This is a genomic window from Paenibacillus sp. P4_E11 (assembly GCF_056401635.1).
Genome location: NZ_JBFUIX010000006.1, coordinates 26,526 through 47,562, shown reverse-complemented (window position 1 = coordinate 47,562; position 21,037 = coordinate 26,526). Strand labels below are relative to the sequence as shown.

Below are 21,037 nucleotides of genomic sequence, written 5' to 3'. Positions count from 1 at the left end.
AGTGGTTGGACTAAGAGGGGCTATAAAGAGGGCAATAGGGTTCAGTCGCGCGGGAAGTTGGGTACTATGCAGAAAGTGATTGTTGTGGAGCTCATTCGAACAAATCCTGCAATTAGCATTTGCAGGAATTCAATAACCTTGGACAGGGTGGGGCGAAAAAAACTGTACTATTGCAGCATTTCGGAATTCGAAGAGGCCACATGGAAGACTTAACATAACCAATTCCATCAAGAGCACAAGATTTCAACAGCGATCGAAGCCCCTCTGCCTGCCCTCTCCGCGCACACAACTTAACTCAACTATCAAGGACCCGGCCGCTGGTCGGGTTTTTCTTGACATAAAAGTAACCATAGGTTATATTATAACCAACGGTTAGTAACCAGAGGTTACAAAAATGGAAGAGAGTTGACTCGCATGGCAACTAAACAAGAATTACGTTCTGAAGAAACGAAGAGGAGTGTCCTCGAAGCTGCCGGCAAGCTATTCGGCGCTCGAGGGTTCGATGCAGTCACGATGCGGGAGATCGCGAAGGAAGCCGGCTGCTCGCACACTACCATCTATATATATTTCAAGGATAAGGAAGCGCTGCTGCACCAGCTGTCCATGTCCCCGTTGCAGCAGTTGAAGGAGCAAGTAGAAGTGATTCATCGCCAGAATGCGATTGCTCCCGAAGCAAGGTTGAAGCAGATCAGTCAGACTATGATCCGCTTCTGTCTGGTGAATCGGAATATGTATGATATCTTCTTCACCGTCCAGTCAGTACGGGTCGATGAAGCGGAGCCCCAGTCGGAGCTCAATCGGATGCGGAACGGACTATTCGCTATGCTGCAACAGGCTGTACAGGCATGCTTACCTACTCCTTATACAGGGGAGCAGTTGCTAGCATACAGCCGCATTTACTTTTACACCTTGCAAGGCATTGTAGCTACGTATACAAACTCGTTAGAAACGGAAGAACAGCTGATGGAACGATTAGGAGCGACGTTCGATGAAGCAGTAGAAGTGTTGTTGATCGGGTTCACCCACAAATTAAATCAAGGAGCTGGCCGATCATGAAAATAACGAAAATTTCGGAGCATGTCTGGAGCTTGAAAACTTGGATGATCATCCCCATTCACGTATGGGTTGTGAAGGGTGAAGACGGTCTGACATTGATCGATGCTGGAATACCTATGATGGCGAAAGGGATTCTGAATTTCATCAGTAGCCTCCAGGCCGGTCCTTTGCGTAGAATTCTACTGACACACGGGCATTCTGACCATGTGGGTGCGATCCAACGGATTAGAGCGGTGTACCCGGAAGTGGAAGTGTACGCCCATCGTATTGAAATCCCTTATATGGAAGGAGCGCTGCCGTATCCTCGCCGCAAGAAAGCAGCAGCGAGCGTAGCGAAGGGATTGGCAAAGCCGCTTACCGAAGCGGAATCCAGTTTGGACCAGACGAGCAACAGCGGTGACAGCGGGAGCGGTATCCCTGCCCTGAGCCCAATCGGCGGATTAACGCCATATCTCACACCGGGCCATTCCCCGGGCCATGTTGTTTATTTCCATGAGAACGACCGTGTGATGTTAGCGGGCGATCTGTTCACCTCGAAGCAAGGCAAGCTTCGTAAACCTATGGCCAGCTTCACAGCCGACATGGACGAAGCGATTCGCAGCAGCGCGATCGTCGGACAACTGCGGCCCGTGCATCTGGAAGTTTGCCACGGCAATGCCGTACTTCATCCGGCGGATCAAATGAACGAGTATGTCCGTCTATAGCAGGATTCCGCAAGCGTCAGAACGAATTTGTTCTCCAAGGCGATTTTTGAGGAAAAATCGGGCAAAAACTGGCCTCTGAAAGCCGCAGGAATAATTAAACGAAGGAGAATCCACATGATCCAATGCGGGATGTATGAGCTCGACATCACGCCTCCGCTCGGCAGCACGATTCCCGGCTATTTCAACGATCGGAAGGCGACAGGGATTAAAGATCATTTGTATGCCAAGGCGCTCGTCGTAGAACACGAAGGGAAGACCGTTGCCTTCATCGGGCTGGACTGCATCTATGTTCCACCTGCCGTGAATACAGCTATTCGCAAGCGGATTCAGCATGTGATCGGCATTCCGCCGGAGGCGGTCATGGTGTCCGCCACGCATACGCATACCGGCGGGCCTGTATTGGACTGTACGTTCTTGAAGGCCGATGAGGATTACTTGGCGTTTCTCGGGGAGAAGGGCGCGGATGCGGCGATTCTCGCCTACCATCGCCGTGCTGAAGCGCAAGTAGGTTTCGGCCGCGGCTATGAAGGAGATATTGCCTTCAACCGGCGCTTCTGGATGAAGAACGGCAAGCTGCAGACGAATCCGGGGATCGGCAATCCGGATATCGTCGAGCCGGAAGGTCCGATCGATCCCGAGGTGCTAGTCATGCGAATCGACGACAAGGATGGGAATCCGCTCGGAATCGTGACCAACTATACGGTCCACACCGACACCGTCGGCGGAACGGAATATTGTGCCGACTTCCCGGGTGAACTAAGCGCCACGCTGAAGCGTGAGTTGGGTGAAGGAGCGGTGAGCCTCTTCTTCATGGGAGCGAGCGGGAACATCAACCATCACAATGTGAAGGGGACTCCTGTGCGGGACCCGGACCGCTACAAGAAGATGGGCCGCATTCTGGCGGGGGAAGTGCTGAAGGTCAGGGAGAAGATCACCCCGGAAGCGACACTCGATATCCAGTACGGACAACGGTTTTTCCCGATCCAACACCGAGATCCCTCGGAAGAGGAAGTGGCGGCGGCACGATTCGCCCTTGTGAACGAAGCGGAGACTCCGCTCGAGAAAGCATTCGCCACTGAGCTGCTTCAAGCACTGGAGTGTGATCGGGATGGCGAGGTGGAGATTCATACGATTCAGCTAGGGCCACTTGGCGTCGTCGGCGTACCGGCAGAGCTGTTCGTCGAATTCGGTCTGGATATCAAATCTGGATCGCCCTGTGCGTACACGATGATCAACGAGCTGAGCAATGGCTCGATTATGGGATACGTGTGTACGCGCGAAGGGATCGAGCGGGGCGGTTATGAGCCGCGCATCACGAGCAATAGCCGGCTCCCCGCTGAGACGGGCGAGCTGTTCGTCCAGCATGCGCTGGAGCTGCTTCGCAGCGAGAGCTAGACCGAACCAGAGCACTCTTTTACTGTGAGGTAGAAGGGTGTTTTTTGCTATGCGGGGATATTTCAATAACTCTATAAAATAGCTATTTACATAGGAAATCGGTTGAAGGAGAATGGAGGTGTTAATGAGTTAATATGATGCAGAATCGAGGGGATACGATGAAGATCTTTATCATGACCGACATGGAAGGCGTGTGCGGCGTGGTGAGTCACGATGAATGGGTTACACCTCCAGGCCGTTATTATGCGGAAGGCAAGGAACTGCTTACGCTGGAAGTAAATGCAGCGATCGAAGGGTTTGTGGCGGCGGGGGCGACCGAGTTTCTAGTTGCGGACGGGCATGGTCATGGCGGTATCAACAATCTGCTGCTCGACAAGCGTGCGCAATACGTGAGGGGCCCACTTCCTGGACCTTTCCCGTTCATGCTGGACGAAACGTTCGATGCTATGGCCTGGGTAGGCCAACATGCGAAGGCCGGGACCGAATGCGCACAGATGGCACATACGGGGTGGTTCGACGTCATCGATTACTCGATTAATGGCATCTCAGTAGGCGAATTCGGGCAGATGGCCTTGTGCGGCGCGGAGCTTGGGGTGCGGTCAATCTTCGGAGCAGGTGATGAAGCGTTTACGAAGGAAGCGGTTGAGTTGATCCCGGGGATTGAGACCGTCAGCGTCAAACGGGGAATCTTACCGGGAAGCGGAGACGAATGCACCACGAATCAGTATAAAGACCGCAACAATGGTGCGATCCATATTCATCCGGAGCTCGCTCGCGAACGGATTCGCCTGGGAGCGGAGCGTGCGTTGCGCCGATTCGCAGACAATCGGGAACAGTTCGCGCTGCTGCAGCTCGAATCGCCTCTTCAGCGGGAAGTCCGCTACCGCCACGATGAAACGAAGGAGGCACGTACAATGGTGTCCGAGCATCCGGACAGCGTGATCGGACTGATGAACGGGAAGATGAGGGTGAAGGAGTAGGAAGGTTTACACAATCTTTATCCAAAGTTGACATAGCGGTTGCCTGGGTGGCCAGCCATCCGGCGGTTACGGCGCCGATCATCGGCGCACGTAACGTGGAACAGCTGGAGCCGTCCCTGGCTGCGCTTGATGTGGTGCTGGATGCGGCCAGCCGCCAAGAGATATCGGCGCTCTCTGTTGTGCCGTCACCTGCAACTGACCGCAGCGAGGAAGCAGCGCTATAGCGCGGAGACCAGCTGCTGGACGAATGATTCCAGATACATGCGGTCGGTCTCGTCGAACCGGCCCTTGCGCGGACTATCTATATCGAGCACGCCGATCAGGTGCCCATCCTTCAGGATGGGCACTACGATTTCCGACGCCGATGCCGCATCACAAGCGATATGGCCCGGGAATGCATGCACATCCTCGACGACGATCGTCTCCTGCCTTGCGGCTGACGTGCCGCAGACTCCTTTTCCCAGTGGAATCCTCACGCAAGCCGGCAAGCCTTGGAAAGGCCCGAGCACAAGCTCGCCCTCTTCGAATAAATAGAAACCTACCCAATTAATATCCTTCAGGAATTGTCCCAGCAGGGCAGACGCATTGGCCAAGTTCGCGATTCGGTTCGGTTCATCATGCACCAAGGCGGCCAGCTGCTTGATCACCAATTCATATTGTTCAGCAACAGTTCCCTCATAATTAGCGGCATTAAAGGTCATGGTGGATCGCTCCCTTTTCTATATCCCGGGGATTGGGTTAATTAGGCTGATCTTAACGCGACAGAAGGCTAGAGTCAACTTGGCGAGTTCGAATATATAGTACAAATTGTTGGATACCGAGTTCATTCAATGGTTCGGCGTTCGGTTGTACATCGCGATAAGAACATGTGGAGAAGACAGGGTCAATTCGTTGGAACTGTGAAGCAATAGGGTGAACATATAATCCAAGCACTTGACTATCCTAACCATTCCAACTCATATGTCTAGTCTGCTACAGTAGGGGAAGGCACTGCTTTTTTGCGAAAAGAGAGGGTGGATGAAGGAATGAAGAACATGAACATACGTCTACATTTTACAGGGCAATTAGAAGAGTTGCAGGAAGGAATCACCCTATTGGCGGGCCAGATCGGTGTGGAGTTGGCCGAGGATGGACTGCAGGTCGCGGTATCGCAGCATGCGGGAAGCGATGTAGAGGTAAGCTGCAGCGAGGGACAAGCGAGCATCCGCTATTCGCGCAAAATTCATTTCTTCCGCGCCTTCGGCTTGTTAGTAGAGGCCCTTCGTGAGCAAACGGAATTCCATCTCGTTGAGAAACCGCAATTTACGATGAATGGGCCGATGTTTGACGTGTCGCAGGGCGGCGCAGTGCTTACCGTGGAGAGTGTCCAGAAGTTCCTGCGCCATATGGCGCTCATGGGTATGGATATGATCATGCTGTACACCGAGGACAGCTATGACGTGAAGGAGCAGCCCTACTTCGGCTATATGCGCGGACGCTACACGCAAGAGGAGATCCGGGCCCTGGATGATTATTCCGACATGTTCGGAATCGAGATGATCCCTTGCATCCAGACGCTTAGCCATCTGGAGGATGTGCTGAAGTGGAACGCCTTCGCCGACATTCGCGATGATCGGGAGACGATGCTGGTCGGCTACGAACGCACATATGAATTCGTCGAGCAAATGATTGTCGCCGCTATGGCACCTGTTCGCACGAAGCGCATCCATATTGGGTTGGACGAAGCATGGAAGCTCGGGCTGGGTGAGTATCTGGTGAAGAACGGCCTGCGCTCGAAGTTCGACATCATGAATGAGCACATGGCTCGTGTCATGGACATCACGGAGAAGCATGGACTTACTCCGATGATGTGGAGCGACATGTACTTCCGGGCAGGGTCAAAGACAGGCGATTATTATGACAAGGAGATAGTCATCCCGGACGCATTCATTGAAGCGATGCCGAAGGGTGTACAGCAAGTATATTGGGACTATTACCACCACGATGAAGCGTTCTACACCGATTGGATCAATCGGCATAAGAAATTCGGCCATACGCCAGTGTTCGCGGGCGGCATCTGGAACTGGAGGGGCTTCGTCCTCAACTACGGTGCGACGTTCTCGTCTACGAATGCGGCACTTAACGTCTGCAAGCGCGAAGGTGTGACGGAGATTATCGCCACGCTGTGGGGCGACGACGGGACCGAGTGCGACTGGTTCTCGGCGCTACTCGGCTTGCAGTTGTTCGCGGAGCATGGGTACGCGGATAGGCTGGACGAGGAGAAGCTGAAGAAGCGGTTCCACTTCTGCACCGGCGGTCACTACGATGACTTCATGAACATCAAGTATGTAGACGAGGTTCCGGGGATTCCTGAAGGGAATCTGATTACGTACAATCCGTCCCGTTCCGCGCTCTGGCAGAACGTGATGATGGGGATGTTCGATGCGAACATTCGCGGATTCGGGCTGACCGAGCATTATGCCAAGCTGGAGCAGGATATGGCGGTCTACGCCGGACGTAACGGTGAATACGGCTTTGTGTTCGAGCTGTTGCGCCACTTGTGTTCCGTGCTGACTCTGAAAGTGGAGATGGGCATTCGCCTTACAGACGCATATGCAGTGGGAGATAAGCAAGAGCTGAAGCGAATCGCGGAGATCGAGCTCCCTGAACTAGCCGACCGTGTGAAGCAACTGCACGCGTACCATCGTCAATGCTGGCATCAATCCAACAAATCGTTCGGCTGGGACGTCATGGACTTGCGATACGGAGGGCTGTGGATGAGTCTGAACACGGCAGAAAGCCGAATTCTGGCCTACGTGGACGGTACAGTTGCTCAGCTCGAAGAGCTGGAGGAAGCGAGGTTGCCGTTCCAGGGCAATGCTGGTATCGCGGACTGCTACTTCTATCAGTTCATCCCAACTGCTAGCCGGATCGCCAGAATATCGTAACGAATCAGGACGACGCGAAGAAAAGGGGTCTCGTATCGGTAACGAGGCCCCTTTATTGATTAGATTTCATTCGGTCGGTTGACCGGTACTCCGGTCTTCTTGAAATCATTTATATTCCAAGTCAGTACATGATGGGGTGCGATGTTTCTGGCCAGCGCCGCAATGTAAACGTCAGGGAAGTCTACTTCTTTGTACGCAAGGTGCTGCAGGGATTCAAGTATTATGGTTTTCTCTTTTACCTTGATTGCCTTATGATTCACGAGTGTCATAAGTTTAGTCGCGATTATGCCACGTGAATATCGATAAGGGGAAGCTTGAAGGACATAGACGCATTCTGCGATCACAATGGGAGAGATATGAAGCGCATATTGGCCCTGATCGGCCTTTAGGAACAACTCTCGCGCGATTGGAGAGCGAACGGGATCTTAGTCCGCATCCTCTGCGTCGTATTTACTGCGTACGTGTTCCTCAATCGCTTCCTTGCGAATGTCATCCCATGCTTTTGTGACAGGCTCTTGTGGCGGCAGGCTACCGAATAGAGACATAAGGTCTGACTTCTCTTTTCGCTGGACGATGACCTCCCCTTGGGAATTAACTACAAATTCAATGTTATCCTCGCCGGGGGTTACTTGTAAGTATTTACGGATTTCCAATGGGATGATGACCTGGCTTTTTTGAGAAAGGGGTCTTGCGATAGGTGCAATAGGGCCAGTTGTGCTCATCTTGATATCCTCCTTCTTCATTCTCTTCCGAGGAGATTCTTTACTACCCATTGTATACTTACACCTCCATGTGAGTAAATGAAATTTCTCTAGTAATACTTTATTATTATTATCTTAATTTAATAATGTTCATCCGGAGAAATAAAAAGAAATCTTCTTGCAGGGAAAGCCAGATGGAAGTCGTATATGTACTAGTATCCACCATGCTGGATCCCACATTTCACACGTAACCCATGTGTGAATTGTGGGCTGGATGCTCCGCTAATGCAAATATGAGCCGAAATGGAAGGTCACTCCGATGGAATTGTCCCGGAACCGACAGCAAGAACACACTCAACTCCCGGCAGCCAAGTCCGTTAACTACCAAGCGTTGCGAAATGGTCACTATGAGGCCGTCAGTACGACCATTTTCGCCAACCTGATCGCTGGCCCGTACCTAACGGGTTATTTGCTGTACCTGGGTGCAAGCGCCGGACAAATTGGCTTGATCACGGCGATTCCGCTGCTTATGAATGCGGTGTTCGTGATTATATCGGCCTTCCTCATGGAGAAGTATACGAATCGGTACCGAACGGCAATGGTGTCGATCCTCCTTCACCGCATCCTCTTGTGCGCTTGCGGCTTGATTCCGTTCGTACTGCCTGGCGGGTGGGGAGTGTCTGCCTTCATCGCGATGTACATCATGCTCTGCTTCTTCGGATCCGTGTCGTCCGCGCCGTTCACCACCTTATTCGCGGATATGGTGCCTACCGAGATGCGAGCCCGATACTTCGGCGTTCGCTTCACCCTTACGGGTGCGGCGGCATCCGTGACATTACTCGCCGTGGGCTGGGGACTTGACCGGGTATCGCAATCGACCGGGTTCGCCTGGCTGTATATTATGGGCGCGGTCGCGGCGGTGATCAATATGACACATCTGTTCCGCTACCCCAACATTCCGTATACGCCATCGGGGAACGGACTATCCGCCAAGGTGCTGATCAAGCCATTTCGTGATAAAAGCTTTATTAAATCGATCTTGTTCGTGTCGTTCTGGATTATGGCCCAAGGTAGCTCGATCTCGCTATTCAGTTATGTGATGCTCGATATTATGTCGATCAAGTATGAATGGGTGGGCATCTCGAATACGTTACTAGCGGTCGTCTCCATCGCGGCATATGCCATCTGGGGGAAGTTGAATACGAAGTGGAGCAATCGCAGGCTCTTGCTATGGGTATTCCCGATTAATGCCGTAGCGATCATGCTGTGGGGCATTCAAGCCTTCGTTCCAGTCAATGTCATGCTGATTGTGGTCTACACGTTCCTGGGCTTCAGTATGGCGGGCTTCGGTCTGCTTGTGTTCAACTTCGTGATGAGCGATACACCGGAGAAGGACCGGCCGATGTATTTCGCGGTGTATACGTCGATGACGGGACTATTCGGATTTTGCGGTCCCTTGCTGGGTGGGCTCCTCTTCCAACATATAAAGACGTGGCCGATGTGGTTTCAATCGTATGGCTTCTTCGTAAGCGTCGGCATCGTGATGCTGCTGGCTTCGCTTACGGTCTCGTTCCGGATTTTTAATGAAAGAAAGTAGTGGTTCGGCCTGCAGTTCCGCTGCCGGACGAGCGGATGATACCGTGATCAAGCTCGTCATGAATGGTAGCGATTCTGAAGGATATAGTAGACAATCCGCATCGTTATAAGTTCAAGGAGGTCCAGCAGTACGAGTTGGGGCGTATGCTGGACGAGGTGGATGCGGGCTTCCTGGTCGCGGGAGCTATACACGAAGTTGGTTATACCTGGATCACAATCGGCACGATCATCGGTCTTCGCTTTGTTTGCTGATACAAGAATTTAATAAGCGTATCCTTCACGGACTGTTTGTACAATCCAACCTGATTGGAATTTAATTCCAACCAATTGTTCACGGCATGAATCGTAATCTTGGTCACTTCTTCCATCAACCCTTCCGACTCGCGGACATAGACAAACCCTCTGGAGATGATGTCTGGGTCGGACATCAACTTCTTGTCCGTCTTGGATAAGGTGACGATCACGATCAGAATGCCATCTTCGGACAAGTGCTTGCGGTCGCGCAGGACGATGTTCCCTACATCCCCGATTCCCAGACCGTCGACCAATGTGTTGCCTGTCGGGATGCGCCGATCTTGTCTGGCCACTCCATTCTGAATATCCACAACATCTCCATTGTTCAATATGAAAATGTTATCCTTCTCCACCCCCACCGATTGTGCCAACAAACTATGCTGATGCAGCATCCGATATTCGCCATGGATCGGGATGAAGAAGCGAGGCTTCATCAGCGTCAGCATAAGCTTCAACTCCTCCTGGCTACCATGTCCTGAGACGTGCATACCGGTAGTACTTCCCGACCCGTATATGACTTTCGCCCGTAACTGGAACAGATTGTCTACGATCCGCGCTACATTGCGCTCATTGCCCGGGATGGGCGTAGCCGCAATAATGACCGTATCCCCCGGCAAGACCTCGACCTGCCGATGGTTATTATTGGCGAGCCGGGAAAGGGCGGCCATCGGCTCTCCCTGGCTCCCCGTGCATAGAATTGCCACGGATTCCGGAGTGTAACGACTCACTTCTCCTGGCTCGATCAGCATGCCTTCTGGCATACGGAGGTACCCGAGGTTCAACGCGATCGTGACGACATTCACCATACTGCGCCCAAGCAGGGCTATCTTGCGGTTCGTCTTTATCGCCGCGTCAATCACCTGCTGGATTCGATGTACGTTCGAGGCGAAAGTGGAGATGAACAGCTTCTGCTCCGCACGGCGGAACGCTTCTTCCAGATGCTCCCCGACGAGTCGCTCCGACGGTGTGAAGCCGGGACGTTCGGCGTTCGTACTCTCGGACAGCAAGGCCAGTACCCCGTTTCTGCCAATGTCAGCCATCTCATGGATATCCGGGTACTGTTCGTTTACGGGCGTTAGATCGAATTTGAAATCTCCCGTATGGACGACCGTCCCCTCCGGTGTATCGATCGCTAGCCCCACGCAGTCAGGGATACTGTGATTTGTGGAGAAGAAACGCAGCGACAGCTGCCCAAGCGTAAGTTTCGTATGTGCATCAATCTCGTTCAGTTCGGTACTGCGCAACAAGCCGTGTTCGCTTAGCTTTGCTTTAATCAGCCCTACCGTCAGCCGCGTGGCATACACCGGCATATTGAGTTGTTTGAGGATGTAAGGAATCCCTCCGATATGATCCTCGTGGCCATGGGTTACGATCATCGCACGGATCCGGTCGGCATTGTCTAGCAAGTAGTCGATGTCGGGGATAATAAGATCGATACCGGGCAGATTCTCATCCGGGAATTTCGACCCGCAATCCACGACTATCAGGTCATCTGCGTATTGTATAACATACATGTTTTTCCCGATTTCACTAATGCCGCCTAGGGCGAAGATCGATATTCTGTTCTGCTCAGACATGTTCTCTGATGGGGGATTCTTTGGAGTCACATGCATTATAAGGCTCCAGCATCGCGAACGATGCGAAGTGCTTTTTCGTGATCTTCTTTATTTAAAACGACTGTCAGTAAAATGTCATATCCTGTAACTTGATTATCTGGCCCCCCAGCACTCATGCCACTTGCACTGACGCTTGTAGCTGCCAGAATACCCGCGTTTCGGTCAGGAAAATCACCGCCTAGTGTTAAAGCGGCCAGGCCTGGAAAATCTCCATTTAACGAATTGATGGGGTCAGTTCCTTCGCCGGGATATCCATCAATCCGGTCAATGGAACTATCAACGATATCGAGTGATTGAAGTTGCTTTAACGCCTCTTCAGCTTGTTCTGGACTCTTAAAATAAGCAAGAATGCTTGATTCGGTCATCTCATTACTGCCTCCTCATCTTAATCTAGACTCCCCAATTATTTGCCAGTAAAAAAAGAATTATTCAGTAAATGATCAAGCGTGCATAATACGAATTTGAAGAACCCCCCCGGACTGGTGTATGGAATAAAAAATTATTAACGCTCTCTGCGATACCTGATCCCTCTCCGATGGCGAAGATTCTCCTTTTCTAAGCGAAGATATTCCGATGTAGCCGAATAGTCCCCCATGCTATAACTGATTCAAGGAGATCTGCGGAGCAGGATTCCAAGGTAATTCTAACTTCGAGGGGGATATGGAATGGGAACATCTAAAAAGATCATGGGGCTCGGACTCGGGCTTACCCTGTTGGTCGGACTCGCAGCCGGCTGCACCAGCAAAGATTCGGGAAGCTCGAAAAGCGGCAGCACAGCGTCACCTTCTGCTTCAGCGGCGCCAGCTAAAGTGGACGAAATTTACTTCTTGAATTTCAAGCCTGAAATCGCGGAAGTGTATGCGAAGATTGCGAAGGATTATGAAGCGGAAAAGGGCGTTAAGGTGAAGGTCGTAACGGCAGCGGCCGGCACTTACGAAACTACGCTGAAGTCGGAAGTGGCGAAGTCCGATCCGCCAACTATATTCCAAATCAACGGACCGGTCGGGTATAACAACTGGAAGGATTACGCGGCGGACCTGAAGGGCACCAAGCTGTACAGCTACTTGTCCGATAAGAGCCTGGCGGTCACTAGCGGAGAAGGTGTGTACGGGATTCCTTATGTAGTAGAAGGCTACGGGATTATATACAACGAAGCCATCATGAAGAAATATTTTGCCCTGTCGGATAAAAAGGTAAGCATCAAGTCTTCGTCCGAAATCAACAACTACGCTACATTGAAAGCGGTTGTCGAGGATATGACGGCGAAGAAGGATGCGCTCGGCATTAAAGGCGTATTCGCCTCCACCTCACTCGCTGCAGGCGAGCAATGGAGATGGCAGACCCACTTGGCGAACTTGCCCTTCTATTATGAGTTCAAAGACATGTCCGGATTCGACAACACCGTGCTGGCCGGGCTGTCCGCAAACGAAATTAAGTTCAAGTATGCCAACAATTATAAGAATATGTTCGACTTGTACATCAATAATTCCGTAACCAAGGGCACGCTCCTAGGCAGCAAATCGGTCAATGATTCAATGGGCGAATTCGCACTCGGTCAAGCGGCGATGGTTCAGAACGGCAACTGGGCCTGGTCGCAGATCAGCGGCGTCAAAGGAAATACGGTAAAAGCGGAGGACATTAAATTCATGCCGATGTATACGGGAGTACAAGGCGAAGAAAAACAAGGTCTTGCGGTCGGCACTGAAAATTATCTCTCCATCAACAAGAAAGCATCTCCGGAAAAGCAAGCGGCTTCCATCGCTTTCCTGGAATGGCTGTTCTCCAGCAATAAAGGCAAGGAGTACGTAACGAAGGAATTGAAATTTATCGCTCCATTCAATACATTCGGGGAAAACGAGAGACCGACTGATCCGCTGGCCAAAGAAGTGACGAATTGGATGGGCAAGGGCGGTACATCCGTCGCTTGGACGTTCGCAGCCTTCCCGAGCGAGGATTTCAAAAATAAATTCGGCGATGCCCTGCTGCAATACGCTCAAGGGAATACAACCTGGGAGAAAGTCGTAACGACGGTCCAAGACAGCTGGAAATCCGAGAAAGCCAAGGCGAAAAGATAATCGAATGGGTTTACGATCATGCCACTGCGCACCTGGAAGCACAGTGGCATGAGTCTTCCTGTTCCAGCTTCAATGCGTTAGGGGGAATCCATTATGGAAAAATCTATGAAAAGATACTTTATGTTATTCGCATTTCCAACCTTGCTGGCGTTTACGGCGGTCTTTCTCATTCCGTTTATTATGGGTATCTATTTATCCTTCACGGAATTCACGACGGTGAACGATGCCACATGGGTTGGATTAAGCAATTATACCAAGGCCTTCTCGAACCAAGAATTTCAAGATGCGCTGTGGTTCACAGGGAAATTTACGATCGTATCCGTCATAACGGTGAATGTACTGGCCTTCCTGCTTGCCATGTTGTTGACCCAGGGGAGGAAAGGCACCTATTTGTTCAGAACCGCATTTTTTATGCCCAATCTGATCGGCGGGATTGTCTTGGGGTACATCTGGCAGTTGATTCTGAACGGAATCTTGTTCAAATACGAAGTCACGTTGACGTTCAGTGCCCAATACGGCTTCTGGGGGTTGGTCGTCCTGATGAGCTGGCAAATGATCGGCTACATGATGGTGATCTACATCGCGGGCATCCAAGGCATCCCGAAGGACCTGTTAGAGGTGGCCAAGATCGAAGGCGCGAACCGTCTTGCAATCCTCCGTCAAGTGACGATTCCCATGATCATGCCTGCGATTACGATCTGCTTGTTTCTGACCATGACCAATTCACTGAAGTTGTTTGACCAGAACCTTGCCTTAACAGCGGGGGCGCCCTCCAAGCAGACGACGATGTTGGCGCTGGACATTTACAATACGTTCTACGGGACGCCGGGCTGGGAAGGGGTAGGACAGGCGAAGGCAGTCGTTTTCTTCCTATTGGTCGTGCTCATCTCCGTGGTTCAGCTCACTATCACCAGAAGAAGGGAGATCGAGCATTGATGCAAAGAGTAACGGTGAAAGACAATATGATATTCATCGCTTTATTGGCTGCAGTTGCCGTGTTTTTATCTCCGATTCTAATCGTTCTGATGAACTCCTTCAAAGGCAAGTTCTACATCAGCGACACACCATTCCAATTTCCCGATAGCTCGACCTTTATTGGTTGGGACAATTATACTAGCGGCTTGGACAAGACAGATTTCGTGAGCGCGTTCGGGATGTCCCTGTTTATCACGGTATGCTCGGTAGGTGTCCTAGTCGGGCTGACCGCCATGACGGCTTGGTATATTACCCGGGTGAAAACCAAGTTCACCAAACTAATGTACTTCGCCTTCATCTTTTCGATGATCGTTCCGTTCCAGATGGTCATGTTCACGATGACGAAGACAGCCAACCTGCTGCACCTCGATAATCCGCTCGGGATTATTGTCATCTATTTAGGCTTCGGGTGTGGATTATCCGTCTTTTTGTATGCCGGGTTTGTGAAGTCCATTCCTATCGAGATCGAGGAAGCCGTCATGATGGACGGAGGCAGTCCCATCCAATCGTTCTTCAAAGTCGTATTCCCGATTCTGATGCCGATTGCGATTACCGTCGCCATCCTCAACGTGATGTGGATCTGGAATGACTATTTGATGCCTTATCTAGTTATCGGGACGGAATACAAAACCATTCCGATCGCCATTCAATATTTGAAGGGCGGATATGGATCAATCGATATGGGAGCCATGATGGCGATGTTAGTATTGGCCATTGTGCCTGTCGTTATCTTCTATTTGTTCTGTCAGCGGTATATAATCGAAGGTGTTGTAGCAGGAGCTATTAAGGGTTAATACTGACACCGATCGCGGTTAATTCCCTTCTTATTGCTTCATAATACAAGTTGAAGGTCATGGACTCAGAATTGCAGGAGGACATTCATGTGGTTGAAGAAGAGTCTGCTATCCAAATTGATCGTCGGCATGTTGATTTCGGCCATCATTCCGCTGTCCGTCTCCATCGCCATTTCTTATCGGACGACATCCAGTTCGGTTCAGAGCCAAGTCATCAGCTTGAATCAGCATGCCATGGACAACAGTACGTATTACCTGAAGCGGTATTTGGATGACTTAATCCGAATATCCGTTTCTTTCTATTATGATCCAACCATGATGAGTTATTTGAGATCGAACGCTTCCGCCGACTACAACCAGAGGCTTTACATTTCCAACCAGGTATACAGCATTCTCAAGGAACGGCCGGAGTTTCGCGCCGTGCGCTTCATCAGCTCGCAGACCGGGGATGTCTTCACCCATTCGGCATTCCTGCAGTTGGGCGAAGCTTACCACTTGGACGCAGGATCGACTCCCGAAACCGATCCAGCAGGTTGGACCGATACTCACGGCTATGAAGTTGTTTCGATAAACGGGGAAACGCACCTTGCTTTCCACCAGCCCATCATCGATTATCCGAGATCAACCCTCCTCGGCGTTGTTTCCATTTATGTGGGGCCGGACGTGTTCAAGCGATTAATCGGGCCGTTCTCCAAGTCTGGAGACTTCACAGGGGAACGTGTATTTCTGACGATCCGTCAAGACCGGAAGCTGCTCTATTCATCGGATGGGATCGCGACTTCGGACAGCTCAGTTGAGCTGGCGGGAGTGACCGGGAATCGCGGTTTCCGCGACGTAGAGTTGGGCGGCAGCAACGGAGTGATGATTTACGTTGCCGACGAGTTCAAAGGAATGCCGCTCACGCTAGTCAAATTTATCCCTTCCACGGTCGTGAATGAAGCGGCCGATCAGGCGCTCAAGAAATCATTGGTCATTCCGTTACTTACGACGGCTATCGTGCTTGTATGCGCCTTTCTGTTGTCCTATTTCCTGATCGCTCCTGTCAGGAGACTCGTTCGAAGCATTGCCAAGGTCCAATCCGGAAATTTCGACATGCAGCCCTTCCCAGACCGGGAAGACGAGCTCGGGGTACTCGAGCACCGTTTCCACTCCATGGTTCAGGGGTTGGACGAGCTGATGAATCGGGAATACCGCAGCCGGCTGGAATTAACCACGGCGAGGCTGAAGATGCTGCAGGCCCAAATCAACCCCCATTTTCTATACAATTCCTTGCAATCGATCGGAACGCTCGCGTTGCGCCACGGCGTGACCGAGATTAATGATAAAATAGCCGAGCTAGGCTCTATTATGCGTTACAGCATGGATCTGAACACCGAAACGGTACCGCTGCAAAAAGAAATCGAGCACATCAAGCATTACTTATCTCTTCAAACCGGCCGGTTCAAGAACAGGCTGTCCTATACGCTGTCATGCCCGGAGGGAGCGATTCAGATCGAAGTTCCCAAAATGATCTTGCAGCCCTTGGTGGAAAATAGCATCATCCATGGAATCGAGAGGGGCAATGGGTCTGGCACGATTCACATCGGAATCGAACTTGCGGATGAGCTGATCATTCGCGTGATGGATAACGGGAAGGGCATGGACACGGAGACGATGGAGCGAATCATGAAGGAATACGAGGGGCGGCAGCTTGCGGCTGGACACGAACAGGGAATCGGGTTGATTAATGTACTGGGACGCCTCCGCTTGAGATATGAGCATGGTTTCACATGGGATATTCACAGCGTTCCCTATGAAACCACCGTCATTACTTTGCGAATACCGCAAAATCGGCCGCTGCCAGAACAACCAAGTCACCTGAATCCTGAGGAGGGCCCTGTGTGAAAGCATTAATCGTGGATGATGAAGAGCATGTGCGTGAAGCCATCGAGTTGTCCGTCGATTGGGAGAAATTCGGGATCAGCGAACGGCTGATGGCGGAGGACGGCATACAAGCCATAGAACTCATTCGCCTGCATAACCCGGCTATCCTGTTTTGCGATATGAGCATGCCCAAGATGGACGGACCGGAGCTCCTCCGTTTGCTTCGCGAGGAGAACAGCGAGACGCAAGTCATCGTCATTAGCGGGCATGACGATTTCCAGTACACCCGCGCGGCGATCCGGGCATGGGGTGTCGATTACCTGCTCAAGCCTTTCCTGAAGAGCGATCTGGAGCAAGCGCTGGCGAGGGCATCGGCTGCATGGCGAGAGAATGAATCCAGCAAAACCGGCAACAGGGAGACCGAGTACCGATTGAAGCAGGTGGATGCCCTTCTGGACGAGCAAAAGCTTGCTGCTTATTTGAACGGGGAAGTTCCCTTCCATCCGGGCATACGTAGCCTTCTATACATGCTCGGCGATCCAATTGGAGGTGTCTGGGTAGCCCTTATCCTGCCTCGAAACCGGATCCAACTGGTCAACGGCCGGTTTGACGGCGACGGAGAGTTGTTCGTGTTCGCGATCAACAACATTGCCCACGAAATCTTAAAGCCCTATGGATCTTATTACTTCTGCCGGCTCGATCCGTATCAATGGGTTTTGCTCATATCCGGTGAGGAACGGGATGTACCATCTCTCGATATTAAGGGTTATATTCGCAAGCTGTCTGAGGCGTGGCATCGAACGCTCGGGATGTCCACATTTATAGGCTTAGCCGATGCTAGAGCGGCGGTCGACAACTTACCGGCTACAGTAGGTGATGCACGCCTATCACTCTTGCGGTCGATGGTTCTGGGTTCCGAGAAGTATCCGAATCCGGTTAGCGACGCTCCGCGGTTATCCGATCAGCAAATTTTGTTGGAAGCGGCCGTAAAAGGCGGAAACAAGGCCTATGCGGCCGAGATTATTCGCTCCTTCGTCGAGAAGCTCAGGGAGCGCGGAAATCTCAGCCTGAAAGAACTGCAGGCTTGCACCATGGAAGCCAATCTGCTGCTGGAGAGGGCGAGCCGGTTCCGCCTATCCAGCAAGGAAATGTCGGATCTGTATTTGCCCCTCTGGATCAGCGACTTGGAGGAGTGGGAGAAGCTGCTCGTGCAGCAATGGTGGAGAATGATCGAGGAATCGGGCAACGAAGGGAACGGTAATCACGCGGTTGAATCGATGCGGCAATATATCAACGGACATTATCAGGAGGACATCTCTTTATCCAGCCTCTCCGAACGCTTTCATTTCAGTCCGCAATACATTGCCAAAAAGTTCAAAGAGGTCTATAACACCACCGTAGTTACTTATCTCACTGAACTCCGAATCGAGAAGGCGAGATCGCTATTGATTCACACCGGAATGTCGGCACTAGATATATCCGTTGCCCTGGGCTATTCCGATGAGAATTACTTTGGCAAAGTGTTCAAGAAACAAATCGGTCTATCTCCTCTGCAATTTCGCAAACAGGAACAACAAAAGGGGACATTGAAATGAAAAAGAGTCTGTGGATTCTGATGGCCTGCACCGTTCTTGTCCTCGCGGCGGGGGGATTCCTCGCAGCAAGTGTAGGCAGCAACGGAGATGGCAAGGCTGGCGGCGCGGTACCAGATCAGACGGAGCCGGCCAAGACAACCCTGAAGCTTCTTCAGTTCAAAGCGGAAATTACGGATCAAGTACTCGCAATGGCGAAGGATTACATGGCGCAGCATCCGAATGTTGTGATCGAAGCGCAAGTGTTGAAGGACTACGATATTACTTTGGTCACAAGCTTCGCGTCCGGGGATGCACCGGATATATTTTCTATCAAGTCGTTTACCGACATCCAGGACTGGTCGCGTCATTTGGCCGATCTGTCGAATGAAGCCTGGATGGACCGAGTATCTCCTTCCGCCGTTCAGGGCATGACGGTAGACGGCAGGAAGCTGGGCTTCCCCATGTCATTTGAGGGATACGGCTTTATTTATAATAAGGATCTCTTCGCCAAAGCCGGGATTGACAAGATTCCGACGACTTTAACTGAGCTTAGGCAGGTAAACGAGAAATTAAGGGCGGCAGGCATTACCTCTTATGCCGAAGGGTATAAAGAATGGTGGATTCTTGGCCAGCACTTGTTTAATTTGCCGTTTGCCTATGAGCAGGATCCCTTATCGTTCATCAACAAAATCAACCGAGGCGATGAGAAAATCGCAAATTTGGCCAATATCAACGGATTCTTCGATGTATTGGACATGACTCTGGCATTCGGCAAAGGGACGGCTTCGATCGGCGTCAGCTATGACGATCAGGTGTCCCAATTCGCGACCGGCAAATCTGCGATGATGCAGCAAGGCGTGTGGACCATCGAGTCTATCCGCAAAATCAACCCGAACCTCCGGATGGGCATGTTCGCCATCCCGCTTAGCGACAATTCATCTGAAACGAAATTACCGGTAGGCGTACCAGGCTATTATGTATTGAATCAAAAATCAAAGCATCTTGAAGAGAGTAAAAAGTTTTTGAACTGGTTGCACCAAAATGGCCAAAAATACTTAGTCGATTCTTTCAAGTTCATTCCGGCATTCACCGATTTGAAGACGACGGAAGATATGGGACCGTTAGCCGCAGACCTCTCCGGTTATGTGGAAAGGAATCAGACGATTCCTTGGGCTCACGCTTTATGGCCGTCCGGTTCCAATCAGGAATTCGCGACACCGCTTCAGGAGTATGTTGGCGGCGGTCTGGACAAGGGCCGAACACTGTCGCGGCTGCAGGAGATCTGGCATTCACAGGCAACTCACGGCATGGATCGGTCCATTAAGCCATAGTGTATCGCGCTACTACCGAGGTCATTGAACAATTTACTGTTGGAATTGAGGGTGAACATGAACGGCTACGCATTATTCGGTGGCCTCTTTGAAATTGGTGAGGGAAATATAAGGGACAACAAATACTACCTAGTTCGATATTTGAACAAGCTGTTATAAATGTGACTCCGAGCTGTCTTGATGAAACTTCTCCGCGGAATGGATTCTTCTGGTGGGTACAAGACAAGCCCGCCCCTTATCAGAACTGGGTAATAAACTTCCTAAGGGCTTTTATCAATCACTTGGTTTTTACGGCAATGCGGTATTAATGTTAAACCAAATGGAGCAGAACCCACTAGATTATGATTATTTGAATATCAAGTTGGCTCCGCAAGGCTTATTGTTTAAGTTTTCGATAAGTTCAAAAAATATGTTTACCACACGGTGATGATCTGATAAATAAGCACAATATTCAAATGCGATGAAGAGAAGAGTAAGTAAATGGATTCTTTCACAGAGAGCTCCGTTAGCTGAAAAGGAGTAAAGAGTTGTTTTTTGAAAAAAACCTCAGAGCAACGCATCGGAACGCGATCTTAGGGGATGATGTGTCAAGAGCTCCTGTTACAGAGCTAGGGTATAAGCATTATATGGTAATGCCGTACTTGAAGAGGCGAATATGGCGACATATTAGCGAATCTGTGGTGGTACCACGAGTATACAAATCTCGTCCCTGAGACTAACGTCTTGGGGGTGGGATTTTTTTTGTTGTTGGTTAAAGGTGATGTTTGGAAACATCTCCCTTTGCTAGATGTGTTATCTATCGAGAAACCCGAGAACTATTATGAAATGAACGCTGCTTATCCAACCTATCAGGTTGAAACCGTTACGGAAAACAAAAATTCGGAATAGGCACGATTCTTTCTACCAAGCAACACCCGGATAAATTCCCGTTAATCTCTAAATCATTATATATCGAGCACCTTCCAACCATCATGGATGCACCATTTAAATTGTATATACGCATGGCATCGCTCCAGTAACTCCTTAGAGAGTGGGACGAGTCGGTCTTTGTTAAACCTCCCATCCAGAATGGTTAGTACGCCGAATTCCAGACCCACATCCCGTAATTTCAAATGGAGTGCCTCTGAGACCCGTAGACCGCAACCGTAAAGCATGC

The 21,037-nt window shown here is 50.8% G+C and carries 19 protein-coding genes, 1 pseudogene and 1 other annotated feature; of the genes and pseudogenes, 14 read left to right on the top strand and 6 right to left on the bottom strand.

All coding sequences use genetic code 11. The features are described 5' to 3' along the window. Positions 1 to 414: 414 nt before the first annotated feature. From AC1DWB_RS04360 to AC1DWB_RS04340, 5 genes and pseudogenes are all read left to right on the top strand, one after another. Positions 415 to 1,056: a TetR/AcrR family transcriptional regulator gene (locus AC1DWB_RS04360; protein WP_477539807.1), complete on the top strand. Its 642-nt coding sequence runs from the start codon at positions 415 to 417 to the stop codon at positions 1,054 to 1,056. Continuing rightward, positions 1,053 to 1,760 (top strand): MBL fold metallo-hydrolase, encoded by a 708-nt coding sequence (locus AC1DWB_RS04355; protein WP_477539806.1) that lies wholly within the window; start codon positions 1,053 to 1,055, stop codon positions 1,758 to 1,760. The genes AC1DWB_RS04360 and AC1DWB_RS04355 overlap by 4 nt, the downstream gene beginning before the upstream one ends. Positions 1,761 to 1,874: 114 nt before the next feature. Next, a complete protein-coding gene (locus tag AC1DWB_RS04350) occupies positions 1,875 to 3,155 on the top strand; it encodes a neutral/alkaline non-lysosomal ceramidase N-terminal domain-containing protein (protein ID WP_477539805.1) in 1,281 nt (426 codons plus the stop codon). A gap of 158 nt (positions 3,156 to 3,313) precedes the next feature. Continuing rightward, positions 3,314 to 4,135, top strand: coding sequence for a M55 family metallopeptidase (locus AC1DWB_RS04345; protein WP_477539804.1), 822 nt, complete (start codon positions 3,314 to 3,316; stop codon positions 4,133 to 4,135). Between the two features lie 26 nt (positions 4,136 to 4,161). Further along, positions 4,162 to 4,359 (top strand): annotated as a pseudogene (locus AC1DWB_RS04340) (aldo/keto reductase); the annotation flags it as partial. Here AC1DWB_RS04340 and AC1DWB_RS04335 read toward each other — a convergent pair. Then, positions 4,354 to 4,836: a GAF domain-containing protein gene (locus AC1DWB_RS04335; RefSeq protein ID WP_477539803.1), complete on the bottom strand. Its 483-nt coding sequence runs from the start codon at positions 4,834 to 4,836 to the stop codon at positions 4,354 to 4,356. The pseudogene AC1DWB_RS04340 and the gene AC1DWB_RS04335 sit on opposite strands and share 6 nt — an antisense overlap. Before the next feature lie 324 nt (positions 4,837 to 5,160). Here AC1DWB_RS04335 and AC1DWB_RS04330 point away from each other — a divergent pair, with 324 nt between their 5' ends. Further along, on the top strand, positions 5,161 to 7,062 hold the full coding sequence (locus tag AC1DWB_RS04330; RefSeq protein WP_477539802.1) for a family 20 glycosylhydrolase: 1,902 nt from the start codon (positions 5,161 to 5,163) through the stop codon (positions 7,060 to 7,062). Positions 7,063 to 7,121: 59 nt separating this feature from the next. Here AC1DWB_RS04330 and AC1DWB_RS04325 read toward each other — a convergent pair whose 3' ends face one another. Continuing rightward, positions 7,122 to 7,457 (bottom strand): PIN domain-containing protein, encoded by a 336-nt coding sequence (locus AC1DWB_RS04325; RefSeq protein WP_477539801.1) that lies wholly within the window; start codon positions 7,455 to 7,457, stop codon positions 7,122 to 7,124. A gap of 30 nt (positions 7,458 to 7,487) precedes the next feature. Beyond that, entirely contained in the window at positions 7,488 to 7,784 is a 297-nt protein-coding gene (locus AC1DWB_RS04320; protein ID WP_477539800.1) for an AbrB/MazE/SpoVT family DNA-binding domain-containing protein, read from the bottom strand. Between the two features lie 298 nt (positions 7,785 to 8,082). Between AC1DWB_RS04320 and AC1DWB_RS04315 the strand changes: the two genes are divergently transcribed. Next, the gene (locus AC1DWB_RS04315; protein WP_477539799.1) at positions 8,083 to 9,360 is read left to right on the top strand and encodes an MFS transporter; all 1,278 of its coding nucleotides are present in this window, start codon (positions 8,083 to 8,085) and stop codon (positions 9,358 to 9,360) included. Positions 9,361 to 9,559: 199 nt separating this feature from the next. On the opposite strand, the gene AC1DWB_RS04310 is transcribed toward AC1DWB_RS04315, so the two are convergent. Together AC1DWB_RS04310 and AC1DWB_RS04305 are read right to left on the bottom strand one after the other, a co-directional pair. Next, complete coding sequence (locus AC1DWB_RS04310; RefSeq protein ID WP_477539798.1) at positions 9,560 to 11,266, bottom strand: ribonuclease J; 1,707 nt, start codon at positions 11,264 to 11,266, stop codon at positions 9,560 to 9,562. After that, positions 11,266 to 11,634, bottom strand: coding sequence for a hypothetical protein (locus tag AC1DWB_RS04305; protein WP_477539797.1), 369 nt, complete (start codon positions 11,632 to 11,634; stop codon positions 11,266 to 11,268). Before AC1DWB_RS04305 ends, AC1DWB_RS04310 begins: the two co-directional genes overlap by 1 nt. Before the next feature lie 493 nt (positions 11,635 to 12,127). Here AC1DWB_RS04305 and AC1DWB_RS04300 point away from each other — a divergent pair, with 493 nt between their 5' ends. The 7 genes from AC1DWB_RS04300 to AC1DWB_RS04270 all read left to right on the top strand — a co-directional run bounded on the left by AC1DWB_RS04300 (position 12,128) and on the right by AC1DWB_RS04270 (position 19,881). Continuing rightward, positions 12,128 to 12,175, top strand: coding sequence for a hypothetical protein (locus AC1DWB_RS04300; RefSeq protein WP_477539881.1), 48 nt, complete (start codon positions 12,128 to 12,130; stop codon positions 12,173 to 12,175). After that, entirely contained in the window at positions 12,172 to 13,344 is a 1,173-nt protein-coding gene (locus AC1DWB_RS04295; RefSeq protein ID WP_477539880.1) for an ABC transporter substrate-binding protein, read from the top strand. Before AC1DWB_RS04300 ends, AC1DWB_RS04295 begins: the two co-directional genes overlap by 4 nt. A gap of 93 nt (positions 13,345 to 13,437) precedes the next feature. Beyond that, entirely contained in the window at positions 13,438 to 14,280 is an 843-nt protein-coding gene (locus tag AC1DWB_RS04290; protein WP_477539796.1) for a carbohydrate ABC transporter permease, read from the top strand. Then, the gene (locus AC1DWB_RS04285) at positions 14,280 to 15,113 is read left to right on the top strand and encodes a carbohydrate ABC transporter permease (protein WP_477539795.1); all 834 of its coding nucleotides are present in this window, start codon (positions 14,280 to 14,282) and stop codon (positions 15,111 to 15,113) included. Before AC1DWB_RS04290 ends, AC1DWB_RS04285 begins: the two co-directional genes overlap by 1 nt. 87 nt (positions 15,114 to 15,200) lie before the next feature. Next, entirely contained in the window at positions 15,201 to 16,997 is a 1,797-nt protein-coding gene (locus tag AC1DWB_RS04280) for a sensor histidine kinase (protein ID WP_477539794.1), read from the top strand. Then, a complete protein-coding gene (locus AC1DWB_RS04275) occupies positions 16,994 to 18,571 on the top strand; it encodes a response regulator transcription factor (protein WP_477539793.1) in 1,578 nt (525 codons plus the stop codon). The genes AC1DWB_RS04280 and AC1DWB_RS04275 overlap by 4 nt, the downstream gene beginning before the upstream one ends. Next, on the top strand, positions 18,568 to 19,881 hold the full coding sequence (locus AC1DWB_RS04270) for an ABC transporter substrate-binding protein (RefSeq protein WP_477539792.1): 1,314 nt from the start codon (positions 18,568 to 18,570) through the stop codon (positions 19,879 to 19,881). The genes AC1DWB_RS04275 and AC1DWB_RS04270 overlap by 4 nt, the downstream gene beginning before the upstream one ends. Before the next feature lie 451 nt (positions 19,882 to 20,332). Continuing rightward, positions 20,333 to 20,595: a binding site (T-box leader), on the top strand. A 230-nt stretch (positions 20,596 to 20,825) separates the two neighbouring features. On the opposite strand, the gene AC1DWB_RS04265 is transcribed toward AC1DWB_RS04270, so the two are convergent. Next, positions 20,826 to 21,035 (bottom strand): tyrosine-type recombinase/integrase, encoded by a 210-nt coding sequence (locus AC1DWB_RS04265; protein WP_477539879.1) that lies wholly within the window; start codon positions 21,033 to 21,035, stop codon positions 20,826 to 20,828. Positions 21,036 to 21,037: the final 2 nt, after the last annotated feature.

Bases quoted from the DNA above. Each gene is read 5' to 3' on its own strand.
- AC1DWB_RS04360 (WP_477539807.1), top strand. From the start codon at position 415: ATGGCAACTAAACAAGAATTACGTTCTGAAGAAACGAAGAGGAGTGTC.
- AC1DWB_RS04355 (WP_477539806.1), top strand. From the start codon at position 1,053: ATGAAAATAACGAAAATTTCGGAGCATGTCTGGAGCTTGAAAACTTGG.
- AC1DWB_RS04350 (WP_477539805.1), top strand. From the start codon at position 1,875: ATGATCCAATGCGGGATGTATGAGCTCGACATCACGCCTCCGCTCGGC.
- AC1DWB_RS04345 (WP_477539804.1), top strand. From the start codon at position 3,314: ATGAAGATCTTTATCATGACCGACATGGAAGGCGTGTGCGGCGTGGTG.
- AC1DWB_RS04335 (WP_477539803.1), bottom strand. From the start codon at position 4,836: ATGACCTTTAATGCCGCTAATTATGAGGGAACTGTTGCTGAACAATAT.
- AC1DWB_RS04330 (WP_477539802.1), top strand. From the start codon at position 5,161: ATGAAGAACATGAACATACGTCTACATTTTACAGGGCAATTAGAAGAG.
- AC1DWB_RS04320 (WP_477539800.1), bottom strand. From the start codon at position 7,784: ATGAGCACAACTGGCCCTATTGCACCTATCGCAAGACCCCTTTCTCAA.
- AC1DWB_RS04315 (WP_477539799.1), top strand. From the start codon at position 8,083: ATGGAATTGTCCCGGAACCGACAGCAAGAACACACTCAACTCCCGGCA.
- AC1DWB_RS04310 (WP_477539798.1), bottom strand. From the start codon at position 11,266: ATGCATGTGACTCCAAAGAATCCCCCATCAGAGAACATGTCTGAGCAG.
- AC1DWB_RS04305 (WP_477539797.1), bottom strand. From the start codon at position 11,634: ATGACCGAATCAAGCATTCTTGCTTATTTTAAGAGTCCAGAACAAGCT.
- AC1DWB_RS04290 (WP_477539796.1), top strand. From the start codon at position 13,438: ATGGAAAAATCTATGAAAAGATACTTTATGTTATTCGCATTTCCAACC.
- AC1DWB_RS04285 (WP_477539795.1), top strand. From the start codon at position 14,280: ATGCAAAGAGTAACGGTGAAAGACAATATGATATTCATCGCTTTATTG.
- AC1DWB_RS04280 (WP_477539794.1), top strand. From the start codon at position 15,201: ATGTGGTTGAAGAAGAGTCTGCTATCCAAATTGATCGTCGGCATGTTG.
- AC1DWB_RS04270 (WP_477539792.1), top strand. From the start codon at position 18,568: ATGAAAAAGAGTCTGTGGATTCTGATGGCCTGCACCGTTCTTGTCCTC.
- AC1DWB_RS04265 (WP_477539879.1), bottom strand. From the start codon at position 21,035: ATGCTTTACGGTTGCGGTCTACGGGTCTCAGAGGCACTCCATTTGAAA.